We start from the raw sequence: 17,849 nt of genomic DNA on the forward strand, positions 1-17,849 counted from the left end.
GGCGTGCGGGGTCCCGGGTCCGCTCGGTGTTCGCCCGGCGGCGGCGCGGCCCCGGTGCCCGGCGGCGCGGCGCGGTGCTGTCCGCGTGCGCGGCCCTGCTGGCGCTGGTGATGGTCCTGCACCGCCACGTTCCCAACGACATCGGCAACCTCGGCAGCCTCATCGAGACGTTCCTGCCCTGGTTCGGCCTGCTCGTCCCGCTCCTGGCCGGCCTCGCGCTGCTGCGCCGCTCGGCCGCCGCCCTCGTCGCCGCCCTCCTCCCGGCCGCCGTGTGGCTGAACCTCTTCGGCGGGCTCGTCACCGACAAGAACGGCCCCGGCGGCGACCTCATGGTCGTCTCGCACAACGTGAACGCCGACAACCCCGACCCCGGGGGCACCGCCCGCGCCGTCGCCGCGTCGGAGGCGGACGTGGTGGCGCTGGTGGAGCTGAAGCCCGCGATGGTGCCGGTGTACGAGGAGGCGCTGGCCGGCGCGTACCCGCACCACTCGGTGCGCGGCACGGTCGGCCTGTGGAGCCGGTACCCGCTCGACGACAGCCGCCCCGTCGACATCCGGCTCGGCTGGACCCGCGCCATGCGCGCCACCGTGTCGGCCCCCGGGGGCCCGTCGCGGTCTACGTCGCCCACCTGCCGTCCGTACGGCTCAAGCTGCACGCCGGCTTCACCGCCAACCAGCGCGACCGCAGCGCCGACCGGCTGGGCGAGGCCATCGCCGCCGAGCCCAACCGCCGGGTGATCCTCCTCGGCGACCTCAACGGCACCATGAACGACCGCTCCCTGAACGCCGTCACGTCCCAGCTGCGCTCCACCCAGGGCGCCGCCGGCGACGGCATGGGCTTCAGCTGGCCGGCCGGATTCCCGATGGCCCGCATCGACCAGATCCTGGTCCGGGGCGTCGAGCCGGTCGCCTCCTGGTCCCTGCCGCGCACCGACAGCGACCACCTGCCGATCGCGGCCCGCGTGACCCTCTGACGCCCGGGGAGCGGGGACGGGGCGCCCGCCCGGGGCCGGGGCCGCCCCGCACCGCCGGCGCACGGCCGCCGGCCTCCGCCGCGTCCCCGCGCAGGCCTTCCGCCCCCGGCGGCGCCCGCGCCACCGGCTTCCCGCCGGAGCCCGCGGCGGCGACCGGGTCCCCGCCCCCGGCCGGCATACGACTCCGGGATCCGGGCGAGCGCCTCGCGGCCCGGCGGCGAGCCCGCGCCGCCCCGGCACGGCGTCCCGGGGAGAACGGGCGCGGTGCGACGCATCCGAACCGGGCGGCGGCGCGTCCTCAAGGGTGTCAGGCGCCGCGGTACCGCGCGCGGCCGGCCGCCCGGAGGGGATCGGGGGCACCGGACCGCGCACGGCGACCGCCACCGAGCGCGCACCCGCACGCCCCGAAGGACGGCCCCCCGTGCGCATCGTCACGACGCCGGACGGTGAGGCGCCGAACGGCGCCCGCCGCCCGCACCCCGGCACACCGGGGCGGCGGACCGCCGTCCTCCTCGTCCTGGGAGCGCTCTCCTACAGCGTCTGGGTCGCCGAACTGCCGCTCGCCACCGGCCTGGACCCCCTCCGGTCCTACGTCAGCGAACTGGCCGCCGCCGACCGGCCGCTGGGCGCCCTGTTCCGCACTGCCGACCTGGTCGCCGGCCTCCTGCTGCTGGCCGCCGCGCTGCCCCCGCTGCTCGCGTCCCGGCGCCGCTTCTGGACGGCGACCGGATGGGCGGCGCTCGCCCTGTTCGGCGCGGCCACCGCCGTCGACTCCCGGCTGCCGCTCGACTGCGCGCCCACCGCCGACGCCGCGTGCGCCGCCCGCGAGGACGCCGGCCTGGTCACGGCCGCGCACGCCGCGCACGCCGTGAGCTCCGGCCTCGCGATGGCCGGCGCCGTCACGGCGGTCGTCGCGCTCACCGTCGCCGCCCGCCGCTACGGCCGGTGGCCGCTCCTCGCCCGTACGGGGCCGGTCCTCGTCGCGCTGGAGCTGGCCGCCACGGCCTGGACGCTCGCCGCGATCGCCGCGTCCGAGGCGGGGCGCGGCCACTGGGCGCTGGGCGCCGGCCAGCGCGCGCAGCTGCTGCTGGCGGCGGTCTGGCTGCTCCTGCTGGCCCGGTCGCTGCCGCACCGCGGGGGGCGGCGCGGGTGAGCCGCTTCGTCCGGGTCGGGGGCGTGCCCCACCACGTGGTCGTCGAGGGCTCCGGACCGGTGTGCGTGCTGAGCGCCGGGCTGGCGCTGTGCTGGTTCGACTGGGACCCGGTGGTGCCGCTGCTGGCGCCGCACCGCACGGTCGTCCGCTTCGACCGGCCCGGCCACGGACTGAGCGGCCCGGCCGGGACGGCGCCCACCGCGCGGGGCGAGGCCCACCGGATCGCGGCCCTGCTGGACGCGCTGGGGAGGGGCGGCGAACGGGTGACCGTGGTGGGGCACTCCGTCGCCGGGTTCCACGCGGAGGCGTTCGCCCGGCTGCACCCGGCGCGGACGGCGGCCCTGGTCCTGGTCGACGCCTCCGTGGAGGAGCAGGCGCGCGCACCGGCCCCGCGCACCGCCGCGCTCCACACCGCCCTGGCCCGCGCCGCGGGCGCCCTGCTCGCCGCCGCGGGCGCCCCCGCCGCGCTCGGCCCCGGCACCCGCCGCGCGCTGGTGCGCCTCTCCCGCGCGGGGTGCGCGCCCGACCCGGCCGACCGCGAGCGGGTACTGCGCTGCTACCGGACCCGCCGCGTCCTGGACGGCGCCCTGCTGGAGAACGCGCACTACCGGGCCGTCGCCGCCGGGCTCCTCGCCCTGCGCGCCCGCCACCCGCTGCCCCGGCCGCTCCCCGTCGCGGTGCTGGCGGCACCGGACTCCCCGGACGGCACCGACCGCTGGACGGCCCGCCAGCGGACCCTCGCCCGGGTGCTGGAGGCCCCCCTCACCCTCGTCCGGGGAGCGGGCCACCTGATGATGCTGGACCGCCCCGGCGCGGTCGCCGAGGCGGTCCTCCGCCCGCCGGGCCGGTGAAGCCTCCGGGCGGGGCGCGCCGCGCCCGGTCAGGCCCGCGCGTACACGCCCTGGGCGAACTCGGCGACCTTGTCGTCGGGCAGGTTCCGGGCGAGGTCGGCCTCGCTGATGACGCCGACCAGCCGCTTGTCGTCGATGACCGGGAGGCGCTTGATCCGGTGGCTGCGCATCTCGCGCAGCACCTCGCTCACGTCCGCGTCCGCGTCGATCCAGCGGGGGTGCCCTCCGCCACGTCGCCGCAGGTCACACGGGACGGATCCTGGCCCGCGGCCACGCACTTGACGACGATGTCGCGGTCCGTGACGATGCCGCAGAGCCGCTCGTTCCCGTCGGTGATGGGGAGCGCGCCCACGCCGTGCTCGCGCATCAGCCGCGCGGCGCGGTCCAGGGTCTCGTGGGCGGGGACCCAGTGGGCCCCCGAGTGCATGATGTCTCGGGCGGTGGTCATGGGGCGGCTTCCTCCGTGTGAGGGCGTGCGTCGTCTCCCCGAGCCCCTTCATTCTGGACGCGCCCCCCGGCACCCGCGACCGCTGCGCCCCCGACCGGGTCCCGCGGGGGCGGGCCGCGCGGCCGCGGTGCCCGGAGGCCCCGCGTACCGGAGGGCCGCGCCCCGCGCCCGGCCGTCCGCGGGCGGGCGGCGGGCCGGCCGGCGCCGCCGCGCCCGCGGGCCGCGGCGGCCGCGCCCCGCGGACGGCCGGGGCCGGCCCTCAGCCGCCGGGAGCGACCCGCAGCGCCAGCAGCGCCACGTCGTCGTCGATCTCGCCGGCGTACGCCGACACGTCCCGCCACACCGAACCCACCAGCGCCACCGGGTCGTGCTCCGGCCGGACCCGCTCCAGCAGCGGGTAGAACTCCCCGGCCGCGTCGCGCGCCTCCGACACCCCGTCCGTGTACGCCAGCAGCACGCACGACGGCCCCAGCGGCACCGTCACCGGCGACGGCGCCGCGAACCCCGCCACGCCCAGCCCGAGCGGCGGCCCCGGCTCCACCGCGACCTCCCCGCCCCCTCCCGCGCCACCAGCAGCGGCGGGGGGTGGCCGCAGCTCAGCACCCGCGCCTCGGCCCCCCGGCCCGGCCCGCCGCCGGGGAACTCCACCAGCAGGGCCGTCGCGAACAGCTCCGTCTCCCCCTCCCGCGAGGAGTCCACCACCAGCCGCCGGTCCAGCCGCGCGGCCACTCCCGTCAGCTCCGGCTCGTCCAGCACCGCCTCCCGGAACGCGCCGAGCAGGGCCGCCACCGTCGACACCGCGGACAGCCCGTGCCCCTTCACGTCCGCCACGACCGCCCGCACCCCGTACGGGCCCGGCTGCACGTCGTACAGGTCCCCGCCGACCAGCGCCGCCCGGCCCGCCGCCCGGTACATCGCGCCGCACCGCACCGGCCCCACCCGCGGCGGCACGGGCGGCAGCACCGCGTACTGGGCGGCCTCCGCGACCGTGTGCACCCGCGTCAACTGGGCCTCGCGCCGGACCCGCGCCCGCGCGAGCAGCACGCTCACCGCCCCGATCAGCCCGAGCGCCAGCAGGTCGCCGCCGGCGCCGCGCGGGGCCCACGGGTGCGGCACGGCCAGCGCCAACACCAGCACGGCCGACACCAGCGCGGTGCCGAGCGCCCCGTACGCCAGCGACGCCAGCGGCGCGACCACCGCGAACGCGAACCCCAGCTGCACCGTCTCGGGCGTCAGGCCCTGCGCCGCGAGCCCGCCCGCCAGCAGCCCCCAGGGCAGCAGGCGCAGCCAGAGCGGAGGGAGGGCACCGGGCGTCCTCCGGGCGCGGTCCATGGCCCCAGTCTGCGCGAACCGGTCCCGTGCCGCCCGCCCCCGGGGGCACCCGGCGTCACGCGCGCCGCGCCCGGCCGGGCACCATGGGATCGCGACGCGCACGCGACCGTGTGGTGGCATGCTGGCCCTGATCGGCGAGGATGGGTGTGGAAATGGACAAGCAGCAGGAATTCGTGCTCCGGACCCTGGAGGAGCGCGACATCCGCTTCGTGCGGCTGTGGTTCACCGACGTGCTCGGCTTCCTCAAGTCGGTCGCCGTCGCCCCCGCCGAGCTGGAGCAGGCCTTCGACGAGGGCATCGGCTTCGACGGCTCCGCCATCGAGGGCTTCGCGCGCGTCTACGAGTCCGACATGATCGCCAAGCCGGACCCGGCCACCTTCCAGATCCTCCCCTGGCGCGCCGAGGCCCCCGGCACCGCCCGGATGTTCTGCGACATCCTCATGCCCGACGGCTCCCCGTCGTTCGCCGACCCCCGCTACGTCCTCAAGCGCATCCTCGCGAAGACCTCCGACCTCGGCTTCACCTTCTACACCCACCCCGAGATCGAGTTCTTCCTGCTCAAGGACAAGCCCGTCGACGGCACGCGCCCCACCCCCGCCGACAGCTCCGGCTACTTCGACCACACCCCGCAGAACGTCGGCATGGACTTCCGCCGCCAGGCCATCACGATGCTGGAGTCGATGGGCATCTCCGTGGAGTTCTCCCACCACGAGGGCGGCCCCGGCCAGCAGGAGATCGACCTGCGCTACGCCGACGCCCTGTCGACGGCCGACAACATCATGACGTTCCGCCTGGTCATGAAGCAGGTGGCGCTGGAACAGGGCGTCCAGGCCACGTTCATGCCGAAGCCGTTCTCGGAGCACCCCGGCTCCGGCATGCACACCCACCTCTCCCTCTTCGAGGGCGACCGCAACGCGTTCTACGAGTCCGGCGCCGAGTACCAGCTCTCCAAGGTCGGCCGCTCCTTCATCGCGGGCCTCCTGCGCCACGCCGCGGAGATCTCCGCCGTGACCAACCAGTGGGTCAATTCCTACAAGCGCATCTGGGGCGGCTCCAGCCGCACCGCCGGCTCGGGCGGCGAGGCCCCCTCGTACATCTGCTGGGGCCACAACAACCGCTCCGCGCTGATCCGCGTCCCCATGTACAAGCCCGGCAAGACCGGCTCGTCCCGGATCGAGGTCCGCTCCCTGGACTCCGGCTGCAACCCGTACCTCGCGTACGCCGTCCTCCTCGCCGCGGGCCTGCGCGGCATCGAGGAGGAGTACGAGCTCGGCCCCGGCGCCGACGACGACGTGTGGGCCCTCTCCGACGGCGAGCGCCGCGCGATGGGCATCGAACCGCTCCCGCAGAACCTGGGTGAGGCGATCTCCCTGATGGAGCGCAGCGAACTGGTGGCCGGGACCCTGGGCGAGCACGTCTTCGACTTCTTCCTGCGCAACAAGAAGCAGGAGTGGGAGGAGTACCGCTCCGAGGTCACCGCCTTCGAGCTGCGCAAGAGCCTGCCGGTGCTGTAGCCGCGGGCCGGCCCCGGCGCGGCGGGCGCACGGCGCGGCCCCGCGGTGCGGCGGCGGGCCGGGCGGGCCAGCATGGAGGGATGGACAAGGTCTTCGCGAGCCTGGGCATGTCCCTGGACGGGTTCCTCGCCGGACCGCACGCCGGACCCGGCAACCCCTTCGGGGACGGCGGGGCACGCCTCCGGGAGTGGCTGGTCGCCGCCGAGGACCCCGCTCGCGCCGGGGCGTACGTCATGGGGCGCCGCACCCTCGACGAGGGCGAGCGGCTGTGGTCCGACCCGCCGCCCTTCCGGGCGCCCGTCTTCGTCCTCACGACCAGCGCCCGCGACGCGCTGGTCCGCGAGGGCACCGTCTTCACGTACGTCACGGAGGGCGTCCACGCCGCCCTCGACCGGGCCCGTGCCGCGGCCGGCGGCAGGGACGTGCGGATCTCCGGCGGGGCGCACACCGTGCGCCAGTACCTGAACGCGGGCCTCGTCGACGAGCTGGAGCTGCACCTCGTCCCGGTGCTGCTGGGCTCCGGCGTCCGCCTCCTCGACGGCGTCGACCCCGCGCTGCGCCTGGCGAAGGCCCGGGCCGTCGACGCCCCGGACGTCACGCACCTGCGGTACCGGATCGTCCGCTGACCGGCGCGCGGCGACCGCCGGACGCGCCGCCGCGACCGGGGCGGATAGGCTCGGCCCGAGCGTGGACGCGTGGAGGGAGCAGCCGCATGACGACGGCGCCGGGGCGTAGGAGCAGCACCTTCACACGGCTGCTGCGGCACGGCTTCACCGACGCGTCCGCCGCCGAGCGGCTGCTCGACGACCCCGCGCTGGCCCCGGCCCGCTCCGACCCGGCCCTCCTCGAGGCCCTCGGCGCGACCGCCGACCCGGACCTCGCCCTGCGCGGCCTGGTACGGCTCGCCGAGGCGCAGCCCGACGGGCCGGGGGAACTGCTGTCCGCGCTGGTCGCCGAGGAGCCGCTGCGCGACCGGCTCCTCGGCGTGCTCGGCGCGTCCGAGGCGCTCGGCGACCACCTCGCGCGCCACCCGCTGGACTGGCGGGTCCTCGCCACCCGCGAGTCGGCCGACCCGGACCCGGGCGTCGCCGGGTTCGAGCGGGACCTCGCCGCCGCCACCGACCCGGTGTCCCTGCGCGTCGCCTACCGCCGCTGCCTCCTCGGCGTGGCCGCCCGCGACGTGTGCGGCACCGCCGACGTCGCCCGGACCGCCGCCCGGCTGGCCGACCTGGCCACGGCCACGCTCCGCGCGGCCCTCGCCCTCGCCGCCGCGGCCGCCCCCGAGGACGCCGCCCGGTGCCGGCTCGCGGTCGTCGCGATGGGCAAGTGCGGCGGTCACGAACTCAACTACGTCTCCGACGTGGACGTGGTCTTCGTGGGGGAGGCCGCCGAGGGCGCCGACGAGGGGAGGCCCTCCAGGCCGCCACCCGCCTCGCCTCCCACCTGATGCGGATCTGCTCCGAGGCCACCGTCGAGGGCGTGATCTGGCCCGTCGACGCCAACCTCCGCCCCGAGGGCCGCAACGGCCCCCTCGTGCGCACCCTCTCCAGCCACGTCGCCTACTACCAGCGCTGGGCGAAGACCTGGGAGTTCCAGGCGCTGCTCAAGGCCCGCCCGGTCGCCGGCGACGCCGGGCTGGGCGCCGCGTACGTCGAGGCGCTGTCCCCGATGGTCTGGCAGGCCGCCGAGCGGGAGAACTTCGTCACCGACGTGCAGCGGATGCGCCGCCGCGTCGTCGACACCATCCCCCCCGCCCACCTGGAGCGGGAGCTCAAGCTAGGCCCGGGCGGCCTGCGCGACGTGGAGTTCGCCGTCCAGCTCCTCCAGCTCGTCCACGGCCGCAGCGACCCGACGCTGCGCAGCGGCACCACCCTCTCCGCGCTCGCCGCCCTCGCCGCCGGCGGTTACGTCGGCCGGGCCGACGCCGCGCAGCTCGACGCGGCGTACCGCTTCCTGCGCGCCATGGAGCACCGCATCCAGCTGTACCGGCTGCGCCGCACCCACCTGGTGCCGGAGGGCGAGCAGGACCTGCGCCGCCTGGGCCGCTCGCTCGGGATGCGCACCGACCCGGTGGCGGAACTGAACCGGGAGTGGAAGCGGCACGCCTCCCTCGTGCGGCGCCTCCACGAGAAGTTGTTCTACCGGCCCCTGCTCGACGCCGTCGCCCAGCTCGCCCCCGGTGAGATCCGGCTCAGCCCCGAGGCGGCCGGGCAGCGGCTGGAGGCGCTCGGGTACGCCGACCCGGCGGCCGCCCTGCGCCACCTGGAGGCGCTGTCGTCCGGGGTGAGCCGCAAGGCCGCCATCCAGCGCACCCTGCTGCCGGTGCTGCTGGGCTGGTTCGCCGACTCCGCCGACCCGGACGCCGGTCTGCTCGGCTTCCGCAGGGTGTCGGACGCGCTCGGCGCCACCCCCTGGTACCTGCGGCTGCTGCGCGACGAGGGCGCCGCCGCCGAGAACCTGGCCCGCGTCCTGTCCGCCGGCCGCCTCGCCCCCGACCTGCTGCTGCGCGCCCCCGAGGCGGTGGCGATCCTGGGCGCCCGTGAGGGGCTGGAGCCGCGCCGCCGCGACCACCTGGAAGCGGAGGTCCTCGCGGCGGTCGGCCGCGCCGGCACCCCGGAGCAGGCGGTGGCCGCGGCCCGCGGGGTCCGCCGCCGGGAGCTGTTCCGCACGGCCGCCGCCGACATCATCGCCTCGTACGGCACGGAGGGGGAGCCCGCCCACGCGGACGCGGGAGCGCTGGTGGACCGGGTGGGGCGGGCCGTCACGGACCTCAACGCGGCGACGATCGCCGGCGCCCTGCGCGCCGTCGTGCGCGCCGGGTGGGGCGACACCCTCCCCACCCGCTTCGCGGTCGTCGGCATGGGCCGCTTCGGCGGGAGCGAGCTGGGCTACGGGTCCGACGCCGACGTGCTGTTCGTCCACGAACCGCGCGACGGCGTCGACGAGCGGGAGGCGGCCCGCGCCGCGAACCTGGTCGTCACCGAGATGCGCCGCCTGCTGCAACTGCCGACCACCGACCCGCCGCTGCCGATCGACGCGGACCTGCGCCCGGAGGGCCGCAGCGGCCCCCTGGTGCGCACCCTGAAGTCGTACGAGGCGTACTACCGGCGCTGGTCGCGGGTGTGGGAGAGCCAGGCCCTGCTGCGGGCCCGCCCGATGGCGGGCGACCCCGACCTGGGCCGCCGGTTCGTCGAGCTGGTCGACCCGCTCCGGTACCCGGCGAAGGGCCTCGACGAGACGGCCGTGCGCGAGATCCGCCGCCTCAAGGCCCGGATGGAGAACGAGCGGCTGCCGCGCGGAGCGGACCCCACCCTGCACACGAAGCTGGGCCGGGGCGGCCTGTCCGACGTGGAGTGGACGGTGCAGCTGATGCAGCTGCGGCACGGCCACGAGGTGCCGGCCCTGCGGACCACCGGGACGCGCGCGGCGCTCGCCGCGGCCCTCGACGCGGGGCTGATCGGCGAGGAGGACGCGCGCACCCTCGACGAGGCGTGGGTGCTGGCCACCCGCGTCCGCAACGGCGTGATGCTGGTGCGGGGCCGCGCCGGGGACACCTTCCCGGCGGACGCGCGGGAACTGGCCGCCGTGGGCCGCTACCTGGGGTACGGGCCCGGTCACGCCGGGGAGATGGTGGACGACTACCGGCGCACGACGCGCCGGGCCCGGGCCGTGGTGGACGAGCTGTTCTACGGCGGGTGAACCGCGGCCGCCCGCCGGGCGCGGGCCGGCGCTACGGCACCGGGGCCGCGCCCACCGGGGGCGCCGCCGGCTCCCCGGGGCCGCCCGCGCCGGGGACGGGCACGACGACCGGCCCGACGTCGACACCGGCGTCCCCCCGCGGGGCGCGCCCCTGCACGTACCGCGGCAGCCGGTGCGGCAGCGCCCCGTACCAGGCGTGGACGAGGCCGACGCCGAAGGCGAGGCAGAGGACGCCGCCCACGGCGTCCAGCCAGAAGTGGTTGGCGGTCGCGACGATCACGACCAGCGTGACCGCCGGGTACAGCAGCCCCAGGATCCGCACCCAGGGCGCCCGGGTGAGGGCGAATATCGCCAGTCCGCACCAGAGGGACCAGCCGATGTGCATCGACGGCATCGCGGCGTACTGGTTGGACATCTGCTTCAGGTCGCCCGAGGCCATCGAGCCCCAGGTCTGGTGGACCAGCACCGTGTCGATGAAGTCCTCGCTCTCCATCAGCCGGGGAGGGGCGAGCGGGTACAGGTAGTAGCCGAGCAGGGCCACGGCGGTGGTGGAGAACAGGATCATGCGGATCGCCGTGTAGCGGCCCGGGTGCCGGCGGTAGAGCCACACCAGCACCCCGACGGTGACGACGAAGTGCAGCGTCGCGTAGTAGTAGTTCATCGACACGATGAGCCAGTCGACCGACTCCACCGCGTGGTTGACCGTCTTCTCGAAGGCCAGGCCCAGGCTGTGCTCGGCGCGCCAGATCCAGTCGGCGTTGCGCAGCGCCTGCGCCTTCTGCTCGGGCACCGCGTTGCGGATGAGCGAGTACACGCCGTAACTGACGGCGAGCAGCAGGATCTCGACCCAGATGCGCGGATGGCGCGGGGAGCGCAGCCGGTGCCACGCGGCCGGGCGTCTCGCCGAACGGCCTTCCAACGCGGTCGAAGTCCTGTCGTCCATGAGCGGAGAGTCTGCCAGAAAGGGCCCGTAGATCGATCATCCTTCAATCGGATTGTCGTCACCACCGGTCCGCGGTTCGGGGGGCCGGTGGCCCCGGGGCCCCGAGGCCGTCGAACCGCGCACGACCAGCTCCGGCATGAAGACGAACTCGCCGTGCGGGGCCGGCGTGCCGCCGATCTCCTCCAGCAGTGCCCGCACCGACGCCTGCCCCATCGCCTGCACCGGCTGCCGGATCGTGGTCAGGGGCGGGTCGGTGAAGGCTATGAGGGGGGAGTCGTCGAAGCCGACGACCGACACGTCCCCCGGCACCCGCAGCCCCCGCTGCCGGGCCGCCCGGACGGCGCCGAGCGCCATCATGTCGCTGGCGCACACGACCGCGGAGCAGCCCCGCTCGATGAGCGTGCCCGCCGCCGCCTGCCCGCCTTCGAGCGTGTACAGGGAGTGCTGGACCAGTTCCCCGGTCTCCTCCCAGGAGAGGCCGAGCCGTTGCCGCATCACGGCACGGAAGCCCTCGATCTTGCGCAGGACGGGCACGAACCGCTTCGGCCCGACCGCGAGCCCGATCCTGGTGTGGCCGAGGGAGACGAGGTGGGTGACGGCGAGCCGCATCGCGGCCCGGTCGTCGGGCGAGACGAACGGCGCCCGGATGTGCGGCGAGAAGCCGTTGATCAGGACGAAGGGGACGCCCTTGCCGCGCAGCCGGTCGTACCGCCGGGTGTCGGCGGTCGTGTCGGCGTGCAGACCGGAGACGAAGATGACGCCGGAGACGCCCCGCTCGACGAGCATCTCGGTCAGCTCGTCCTCGGTGGACCCGCCCGGCGTCTGCGTGGCGAGGACCGGGGTGTACCCCTGACGGGTGAGGGCCTGGCCGATGACCTGGGCCAGCGCCGGGAAGATCGGGTTGTCCAACTCGGGCGTGATCAGCCCCACCAGTCCGGCGCTGCGCTGCCGCAGCCGTACCGGCCGCTCGTAGCCGAGGACGTCCAGCGCGGCCAGCACGGACTGGCGGGTGGCCGCGGCCACACCGGGCTTGCCGTTGAGCACGCGGCTGACTGTGGCTTCGCTGACCCCCGCCTGGGCTGCGATGTCGGCCAGCCGCGCGGTCACGAGGTGGGACTGTACCGGTCGCACGTCGCGTTGCCCACCGGGAGCGGGAGGCGCGCGCCGCGGGGAACCCGCCCGCGCGGGTGGCCGGGAGCCCCCCGTCCAGGACCCGGCGCACCGCAAGCGGGACGAAGGGGCTTGCGGCCGCCTGCCGCCGGAGGGCCCGGCGCGGAGCGCAAGCACACGGCGGGAACGGCGCCGGGCGCCCGCGCCCGGAGCACCGGGCCGGGCTCCCGGCGGCCATCAGGCCTTGCAGAAAGTCCTCGCAAGCTCTTTCGGCCTGTTTTCATCCCTGTTACCTTCCTGACAGCCCGGCGCCGCGAAGGAGCGGCCGGCAGGCGGCAGGTCGTCGTGAGGGTCTCCGCCTCGGTCTTCCCGGGATCAGTCGAAGGAGTTCACATGCGGCGTGGCATAGCGGCCACCGCGCTGGCCGTCGGCCTGGCCCTCGCGGCGACGGCCTGCGGCGACGGTGGGGACACGGCGGCCGGCGGCCCGGTCACCATCACGTGGTGGGACACCTCGGACGCCGTGAACGAGGCGCCGACCTACCGGAAGCTGATCGAGAGGTTCGAGGCCGCCCACAAGGACGTCAAGGTCACGTACCAGAACGTCCCGTTCGCCGAGGCGGAGCAGAAGTACAAGACCGCCGCCCAGGCGGGCAACGCCCCCGACGTGCTGCGCGCCGACGTCGGCTGGACCGCCGGCCTCGCCGAGAGCCGGTACCTCGCCCCGCTCGACGGCACGCCCGCCGTCAGGGAGATCGGCTCCTTCGACCAGGACCTCGTGAAGGGCGCCAGGGTCGGGGGGAAGCTGTACGGCGTCCCGCAGGTCACCGACGCCCTCGCGCTCCTCTACAACAAGGAGGTCCTCGCCGGGGCCGGCGTCCGGCCGCCGAAGACCTAGGCCGAGCTGTCCACCGCGGCGAAGGCCATCAAGCAGAAGACCGGCGTCGACGGCATCTACCTCAACCCGGACAGCTACTTCGCCCTGCCGTTCCTCTACGGCGAGGGCGGCGCGATGGTCGACACCGGCGAGAAGAGGATCACCGTCGACGACGCGCCCGGCCGGAAGGCCGTCCAGACCGCCGTCGACATGATCGAGAGCGGCGTCGCCGTCAAGCCGGACTTCACCGACGGCTACAACAACATGCAGGCCGCCTTCAAGGACGGCAGGGTCGCCATGGTGGTCAACGGCCCGTGGTCCACGGCCGACGACCTCACCGGCAAGGCGTTCAGGGACAAGGGCAACCTGGGCGTCGCCCCGGTCCCGGCCGGCTCCTCCGGCAAGGCCGGCACACCCGCCGGCGGCCACAACCTGGTCGTCTACAACGGTGCCGACGCCGCCCACAAGGCGGCCGCCCAGAAGTTCGTGGCGTTCATGACCTCCGCCGCCTCGCAGGAGTTCGCCGCCACCGAGACCGGCGTCCTGCCCACCCGCGACGACGCCTACACCGCCGAGGTCGTCGCCGACCCGATCCGCGCCGCCTTCAAAAAGGTGCTGGCCGACTCCACGCCCCGCCCCGCCGTCGCCGGCGTGGGCGACATGTTCACCGAGTGGACCAAGCAGTACATCGAGACCCTCAAGGGCGGCACCACCGTCGAGAAGGGCCTCGACACCACCGCCGAGAAGTGCAAGACCAACGTCAACTCCCTCAGGGAGTACTCGGTCGACTGAGCCCCTCCGGTCCGGGCCGGCACCGCGAGGGCGCGGGCGCCGGCCCGGACCGGACCCGTACGCACTGGGGGAAGCCACCTTCCATGAAGACAGCCACCGCAGATCCCGCCACGGCCGCGCGGCCCGGACTGCTCACCCGCACGAAGCGCTCCTACGACCGGCACTGGTACGCCTGGGCCATGGTGCTGCCGGTGGTGCTGGTCGTCGGCGTGCTGGTCGCCTACCCGCTGGGCCGGGGGCTCTACCTGTCGTTCACCGACGCCGACGAGCTCAACGTCGCCAAGCAACTCGGCGCGACCGAGATCCCGGCCACCTACCGGTTCGTCGGCCTCGACAACTACCGGCGGGTGCTGTCCGGCGCCGACGGCGAGTTCTACCCCAAGCTCCTGTGGACCGTGGTGTGGACCGCGTCGTGCGTGTTCTTCCACTACACGATCGGCCTGGGCCTCGCCCTGCTGCTCAACCGCAGGGTCAGGGGCCGCTCCCTCTACCGGGTGCTGCTCGTCCTGCCCTGGGCGGTCCCGGCGTTCGTCGCCACCTACGTCTGGCGCATGATGTACAACTCCGAGTCCGGCGTCTTCAACGCCGTCCTCGGCCTGCTCGGCGTCGGCCCCGTCGACTGGCTCGGCGACACCTTCATGCAGAAGGCCGCCGTCGTCGGCGTCAACGTGTGGCTCGGCGTGCCCTTCATGATGGTCGCCGTCCTCGGCGGCCTCCAGTCCATCCCCGGCGAGCAGTACGAGGCCGCCGAGATGGACGGCGCCGGCGCCTGGCAGCGGTTCCGCCACGTCACCCTGCCCGGCCTGCGCCCGGTCAGCGCCACGGTGATCCTGCTCGGCACCATCTGGACGTTCAACATGTTCCCGATCATCTACCTGATGCTCGGCGAGGCGAACGCCATGCACAGCGAGATCCTCGTGACGTACGCCTACCGGCTCGCCTTCGGCTCGGTCCGCGACTACGCGGGCGCCGCCACGTACGGCATCCTCATCCTCTCGATGCTGCTGGTCTTCGCCGTCCTCTACCGCCGTACGCCCGCCCGCAGGGAGGCCGCCCGATGAGCACGGTGACCGAACCCCGGGACAGCGCCCCGGCGGACCGCGCCGCGGCGGGCGCGCCCGGCACCGCCGGTTCCGGCCCCGGGTCCGGCGGCGCCCGCCGCCGCACGGTCCGCGGCCGCGGGGAGCGCTCCCCGCTCGCCTCGGCCGGCCTGCACGGCGCCCTGGTCCTCGCCTGCCTCGCCGCGGTCTTCCCGATCGCGTACATGGTCTTCGTCTCGCTGCGCGGCCGGAACGGCTGGACCACGCCGACCAGCGCCGAGGGCGGCCTGGAGATCGGCAACTACGCGTACGTGCTCGGCGAGACCGGGTTCCCCCGCTGGTTCGCCAACTCGGTGCTCGTCGCCGCCGGCACCACGCTGATCGGCGTCCTCGTCGCGGCCTCCGCCGGCTACGCCGTCTCCCGGATGCGCTTCCCCGGCCACAGGTCGCTGATCTGGGTGCTGCTCGTCACGCAGATGTTCCCCGTCGCCGTGCTGATCGTCGCCCTGTACAACATCCTGAGCGGCCTGGGCCTGCTCGACTCGCACCTCGGCCTGATCCTCACCTACTGCTCGGTGTCGGTGCCGTTCTGCGCCTGGATGATGAAGGGCTACTTCGACACGATCCCGTACGAGATCGACGAGGCCGGCCGGGTCGACGGACTCACCCCCTTCGGCACCTTCTACCGGCTGGTGTTGCCGCTGGCGAAGCCGGGCCTCGCCGTCACCGCGTTCTACTCCTTCCTCACCGCGTGGGGGAGGTCGCCTTCGCCCGCGCCTTCCTCTCCACCGATTCGAAGCTCACGCTCTCGGTCGGCCTGCAGAGCTTCATCGGCCAGCACAAGGCCGAGTGGGGCTACCTCACGGCCTCCGCGGTGATGATCACGGTCCCGGCGGGCCTGGTGTTCCTCCTGGTCCAGCGCAACCTCGTCGCCGGCCTCACGGCGGGCGGCACCAAGGGCTGAACACCGCCCGCACCCGACCCGCCCGCCCCGTACCGCCCCGGACGGCGGTGCCGGGTCCGGCAGCCCCGCCGCCGGACCCGGCACCGCCCCCGCCCCACTCCACGAGGGAAGACATGACCCAGCACCTCGCTGCCGCCACCGCCTCGACCACCGACTGGTGGAGGGAAGCGGTGATCTACCAGGTCTACCCGCGCAGCTTCGCCGACGGCGACGGCGACGGCATGGGCGACCTCGGAGGCGTCCGCAGCCGCCTGCCGTACCTGAGGGACCTCGGCGTCGACGCCGTCTGGCTGAGCCCCTTCTACGCCTCCCCGCAGGCCGACGCCGGGTACGACGTCGCCGACTACCGGGCCGTCGACCCGGTGTTCGGCACCCTCCACGACGCCGACTCCCTCGTCCGCGAGGCCCACGAGCTGGGCCTGCGCCTCATCGTCGACCTCGTCCCCAACCACTCCTCCGACCGGCACGAGTGGTTCCGGCGCGCCCTGCGCGAGGGCCCCGGCTCCCCGCTGCGCGAGCGCTACCACTTCCGTCCCGGCAGGGGCGTCGACGGTGAACTGCCGCCCAACGACTGGGAGTCCGTCTTCGGCGGCCCCGCCTGGACCCGCGTCCCCGACGGCGAGTGGTACCTCCACCTGTTCGCGCCCGAGCAGCCCGACTTCAACTGGGACCACCCCGCCGTCCACGACGAGTTCCGCTCCGTCCTGCGCTTCTGGCTCGACAAGGGCGTCGACGGCTTCCGCGTGGACGTCGCCCACGGCCTGGTCAAGGCGCCGGGCCTGCCCGACATCGGAGCCCACGACCGGCTGAGGCTCCTCGGCGACGACGTGACGCCGTTTTTCGACCAGGACGGCGTCCACGAGATCTACCGCAGCTGGCGCAGGGTCCTGGAGGAGTACGGCGGGGAGCGCGTCCTCGTCGCCGAGGCGTGGACGCCGACGGTCGAGCGCACCGCCGGCTACGTGCGCCCCGACGAGATGCACCAGGCGTTCAACTTCCAGTACCTGAGCACCCCCTGGGACGCCGTCGAGCTCCGCCGGGTCATCGACGCCTCCCTCACCGCGATGCGCTCCGTCGGCGCCCCCGCCACCTGGGTGCTCTCCAACCACGACGTCACCCGGCACACCACCCGCTTCGCCAACCCGCCCGGCCTCGGCACCCAGCTGCGCGAACCCGGCGACCGCGAGCTGGGCCTGCGCCGCGCCCGCGCCGCGACCCTGCTGATGCTGGCCCTGCCCGGCTCCGCCTACCTCTACCAGGGCGAGGAGCTCGGCCTGCCCGACGTCACCGACCTGCCGGACGAGGTGCGCCAGGACCCGTCGTTCTTCCGCGCCACCGGCCAGGACGGCTTCCGCGACGGCTGCCGCGTCCCGATCCCGTGGACCGCCGGGGGCAGCTCGTACGGCTTCGGCCCCGGCGGCAGCTGGCTGCCGCAACCCGCCGACTGGGGCGCCCTGAGCGTCGAGGCGCAGACCGGCGTGCCCGGCTCCACCCTGGAGCTGTACCGCACCGCCCTGCGCGTCCGCCGCGAGCAGCCGGGGCTCGGCGCGGGCGAGGCGGTGGAGTGGCTGGAGGCGCCCGGGGGCGTCCTGGCCTTCCGCCGCGACGGGTTCGCGTGCACCGCGAACACCACCGGCGAGCCGGTCCGCATCGCCGTACCCGGCCGGATGCTGCTCTCCAACGAGCCGGTCCGCGCCGGCATGGACGGCACGGCCGAACTGCCCGCCGACACGACCGCCTGGTGGGCGGTGTGACCCTCCCCCCGTCGCGGGGCCCCGGTGATCCGACCGCCGGCACCCCGCGCCTCGTGGACACCGCACTCCGGGCGGGGTGGGCGAGGCGACCGCCGGCCGGGTCCTCCCGGTGCGAGCGGCTCGCCGCGCGCGGCGTCCCGTCCGTCCCCCTCGACGGCTTCGACGAGCACGCCGACGCCCACCCCGCCCCGTCCGACGGCCCGGCCGCGGTCCGCCGGCCCCGCCGGCCCCGCCGGCCGCCGACGGGCCGGAAGCGCGGCCGGACACGGCACTGCCGCGAGGACGGGCCGGGGCCCCGGCGGGCACACGGGCCCCGGGCCCCGCGGCGGCGGCCCGCACGCGGGCGGGGCGCGTCGCAGGGGTTGACCCCGCGGCGGACGGCTCGTACGGTCACGCCCGA

8 protein-coding genes and 6 pseudogenes are annotated in these 17,849 nt (G+C 75.5%); 10 read left to right on the top strand and 4 right to left on the bottom strand.

The features are described 5' to 3' along the window. Nucleotides 1–26 precede the first annotated feature (26 nt). The 3 genes and pseudogenes from LUW75_RS18345 to LUW75_RS18355 all read left to right on the top strand — a co-directional run bounded on the left by LUW75_RS18345 (nt 27) and on the right by LUW75_RS18355 (nt 2,977). Nucleotides 27–973 (top strand): annotated as a pseudogene (locus tag LUW75_RS18345) (endonuclease/exonuclease/phosphatase family protein). Nucleotides 974–1,394: 421 nt separating this feature from the next. Next, complete coding sequence (locus LUW75_RS18350; protein WP_250336586.1) at nt 1,395–2,126, top strand: DUF998 domain-containing protein; 732 nt, start codon at nt 1,395–1,397, stop codon at nt 2,124–2,126. Beyond that, entirely contained in the window at nt 2,123–2,977 is an 855-nt protein-coding gene (locus tag LUW75_RS18355) for an alpha/beta fold hydrolase (RefSeq protein WP_250336587.1), read from the top strand. The genes LUW75_RS18350 and LUW75_RS18355 overlap by 4 nt, the downstream gene beginning before the upstream one ends. A gap of 29 nt (nt 2,978–3,006) precedes the next feature. Here LUW75_RS18355 and LUW75_RS18360 read toward each other — a convergent pair. Both LUW75_RS18360 and LUW75_RS18370 read right to left on the bottom strand, forming a co-directional pair. Continuing rightward, nucleotides 3,007–3,425: pseudogene (locus LUW75_RS18360) on the bottom strand (CBS domain-containing protein). Between the two features lie 259 nt (nt 3,426–3,684). Beyond that, nucleotides 3,685–4,877: pseudogene (locus LUW75_RS18370) on the bottom strand (PP2C family protein-serine/threonine phosphatase). Nucleotides 4,878–4,909: 32 nt separating this feature from the next. Between LUW75_RS18370 and LUW75_RS18375 the strand changes: the two are divergent. From LUW75_RS18375 to LUW75_RS18385, 3 genes and pseudogenes are all read left to right on the top strand, one after another. Then, on the top strand, nt 4,910–6,271 hold the full coding sequence (locus LUW75_RS18375; RefSeq protein WP_250336590.1) for a glutamine synthetase family protein: 1,362 nt from the start codon (nt 4,910–4,912) through the stop codon (nt 6,269–6,271). Nucleotides 6,272–6,351: 80 nt separating this feature from the next. After that, nucleotides 6,352–6,897: a dihydrofolate reductase family protein gene (locus tag LUW75_RS18380; RefSeq protein ID WP_250336591.1), complete on the top strand. Its 546-nt coding sequence runs from the start codon at nt 6,352–6,354 to the stop codon at nt 6,895–6,897. A gap of 86 nt (nt 6,898–6,983) precedes the next feature. After that, nucleotides 6,984–9,970 (top strand): annotated as a pseudogene (locus tag LUW75_RS18385) (bifunctional [glutamine synthetase] adenylyltransferase/[glutamine synthetase]-adenylyl-L-tyrosine phosphorylase). A 31-nt stretch (nt 9,971–10,001) separates the two neighbouring features. Here LUW75_RS18385 and LUW75_RS18390 read toward each other — a convergent pair. Together LUW75_RS18390 and LUW75_RS18395 are read right to left on the bottom strand one after the other, a co-directional pair. Beyond that, on the bottom strand, nt 10,002–10,913 hold the full coding sequence (locus LUW75_RS18390; RefSeq protein WP_250336592.1) for a phosphatase PAP2 family protein: 912 nt from the start codon (nt 10,911–10,913) through the stop codon (nt 10,002–10,004). Between the two features lie 36 nt (nt 10,914–10,949). Continuing rightward, nucleotides 10,950–12,020 carry a LacI family DNA-binding transcriptional regulator gene (locus tag LUW75_RS18395; protein WP_250336593.1) on the bottom strand — a complete coding sequence of 357 codons (1,071 nt, stop codon included), beginning with the start codon at nt 12,018–12,020 and terminating at the stop codon, nt 10,950–10,952. A 396-nt stretch (nt 12,021–12,416) separates the two neighbouring features. Between LUW75_RS18395 and LUW75_RS18400 the strand changes: the two are divergent. From LUW75_RS18400 to LUW75_RS18415, 4 genes and pseudogenes are all read left to right on the top strand, one after another. Beyond that, nucleotides 12,417–13,691 (top strand): annotated as a pseudogene (locus LUW75_RS18400) (extracellular solute-binding protein). Between the two features lie 83 nt (nt 13,692–13,774). Beyond that, complete coding sequence (locus LUW75_RS18405) at nt 13,775–14,752, top strand: carbohydrate ABC transporter permease (protein ID WP_250336594.1); 978 nt, start codon at nt 13,775–13,777, stop codon at nt 14,750–14,752. Next, a pseudogene (locus tag LUW75_RS18410) lies at nt 14,749–15,695 on the top strand (sugar ABC transporter permease). Before LUW75_RS18405 ends, LUW75_RS18410 begins: the two are co-directional and overlap by 4 nt. Before the next feature lie 113 nt (nt 15,696–15,808). Beyond that, entirely contained in the window at nt 15,809–17,449 is a 1,641-nt protein-coding gene (locus LUW75_RS18415) for a glycoside hydrolase family 13 protein (RefSeq protein WP_250336595.1), read from the top strand. Nucleotides 17,450–17,849: the final 400 nt, after the last annotated feature.

This window comes from Streptomyces sp. MRC013, assembly GCF_023614235.1.
Lineage (GTDB): Bacteria > Actinomycetota > Actinomycetes > Streptomycetales > Streptomycetaceae > Streptomyces.

Bases quoted from the DNA above. Each gene is read 5' to 3' on its own strand.
- LUW75_RS18375 (WP_250336590.1), top strand. From the start codon at position 4,910: ATGGACAAGCAGCAGGAATTCGTGCTCCGGACCCTGGAGGAGCGCGAC.
- LUW75_RS18380 (WP_250336591.1), top strand. From the start codon at position 6,352: ATGGACAAGGTCTTCGCGAGCCTGGGCATGTCCCTGGACGGGTTCCTC.
- LUW75_RS18390 (WP_250336592.1), bottom strand. From the start codon at position 10,913: ATGGACGACAGGACTTCGACCGCGTTGGAAGGCCGTTCGGCGAGACGC.
- LUW75_RS18405 (WP_250336594.1), top strand. From the start codon at position 13,775: ATGAAGACAGCCACCGCAGATCCCGCCACGGCCGCGCGGCCCGGACTG.
- LUW75_RS18415 (WP_250336595.1), top strand. From the start codon at position 15,809: ATGACCCAGCACCTCGCTGCCGCCACCGCCTCGACCACCGACTGGTGG.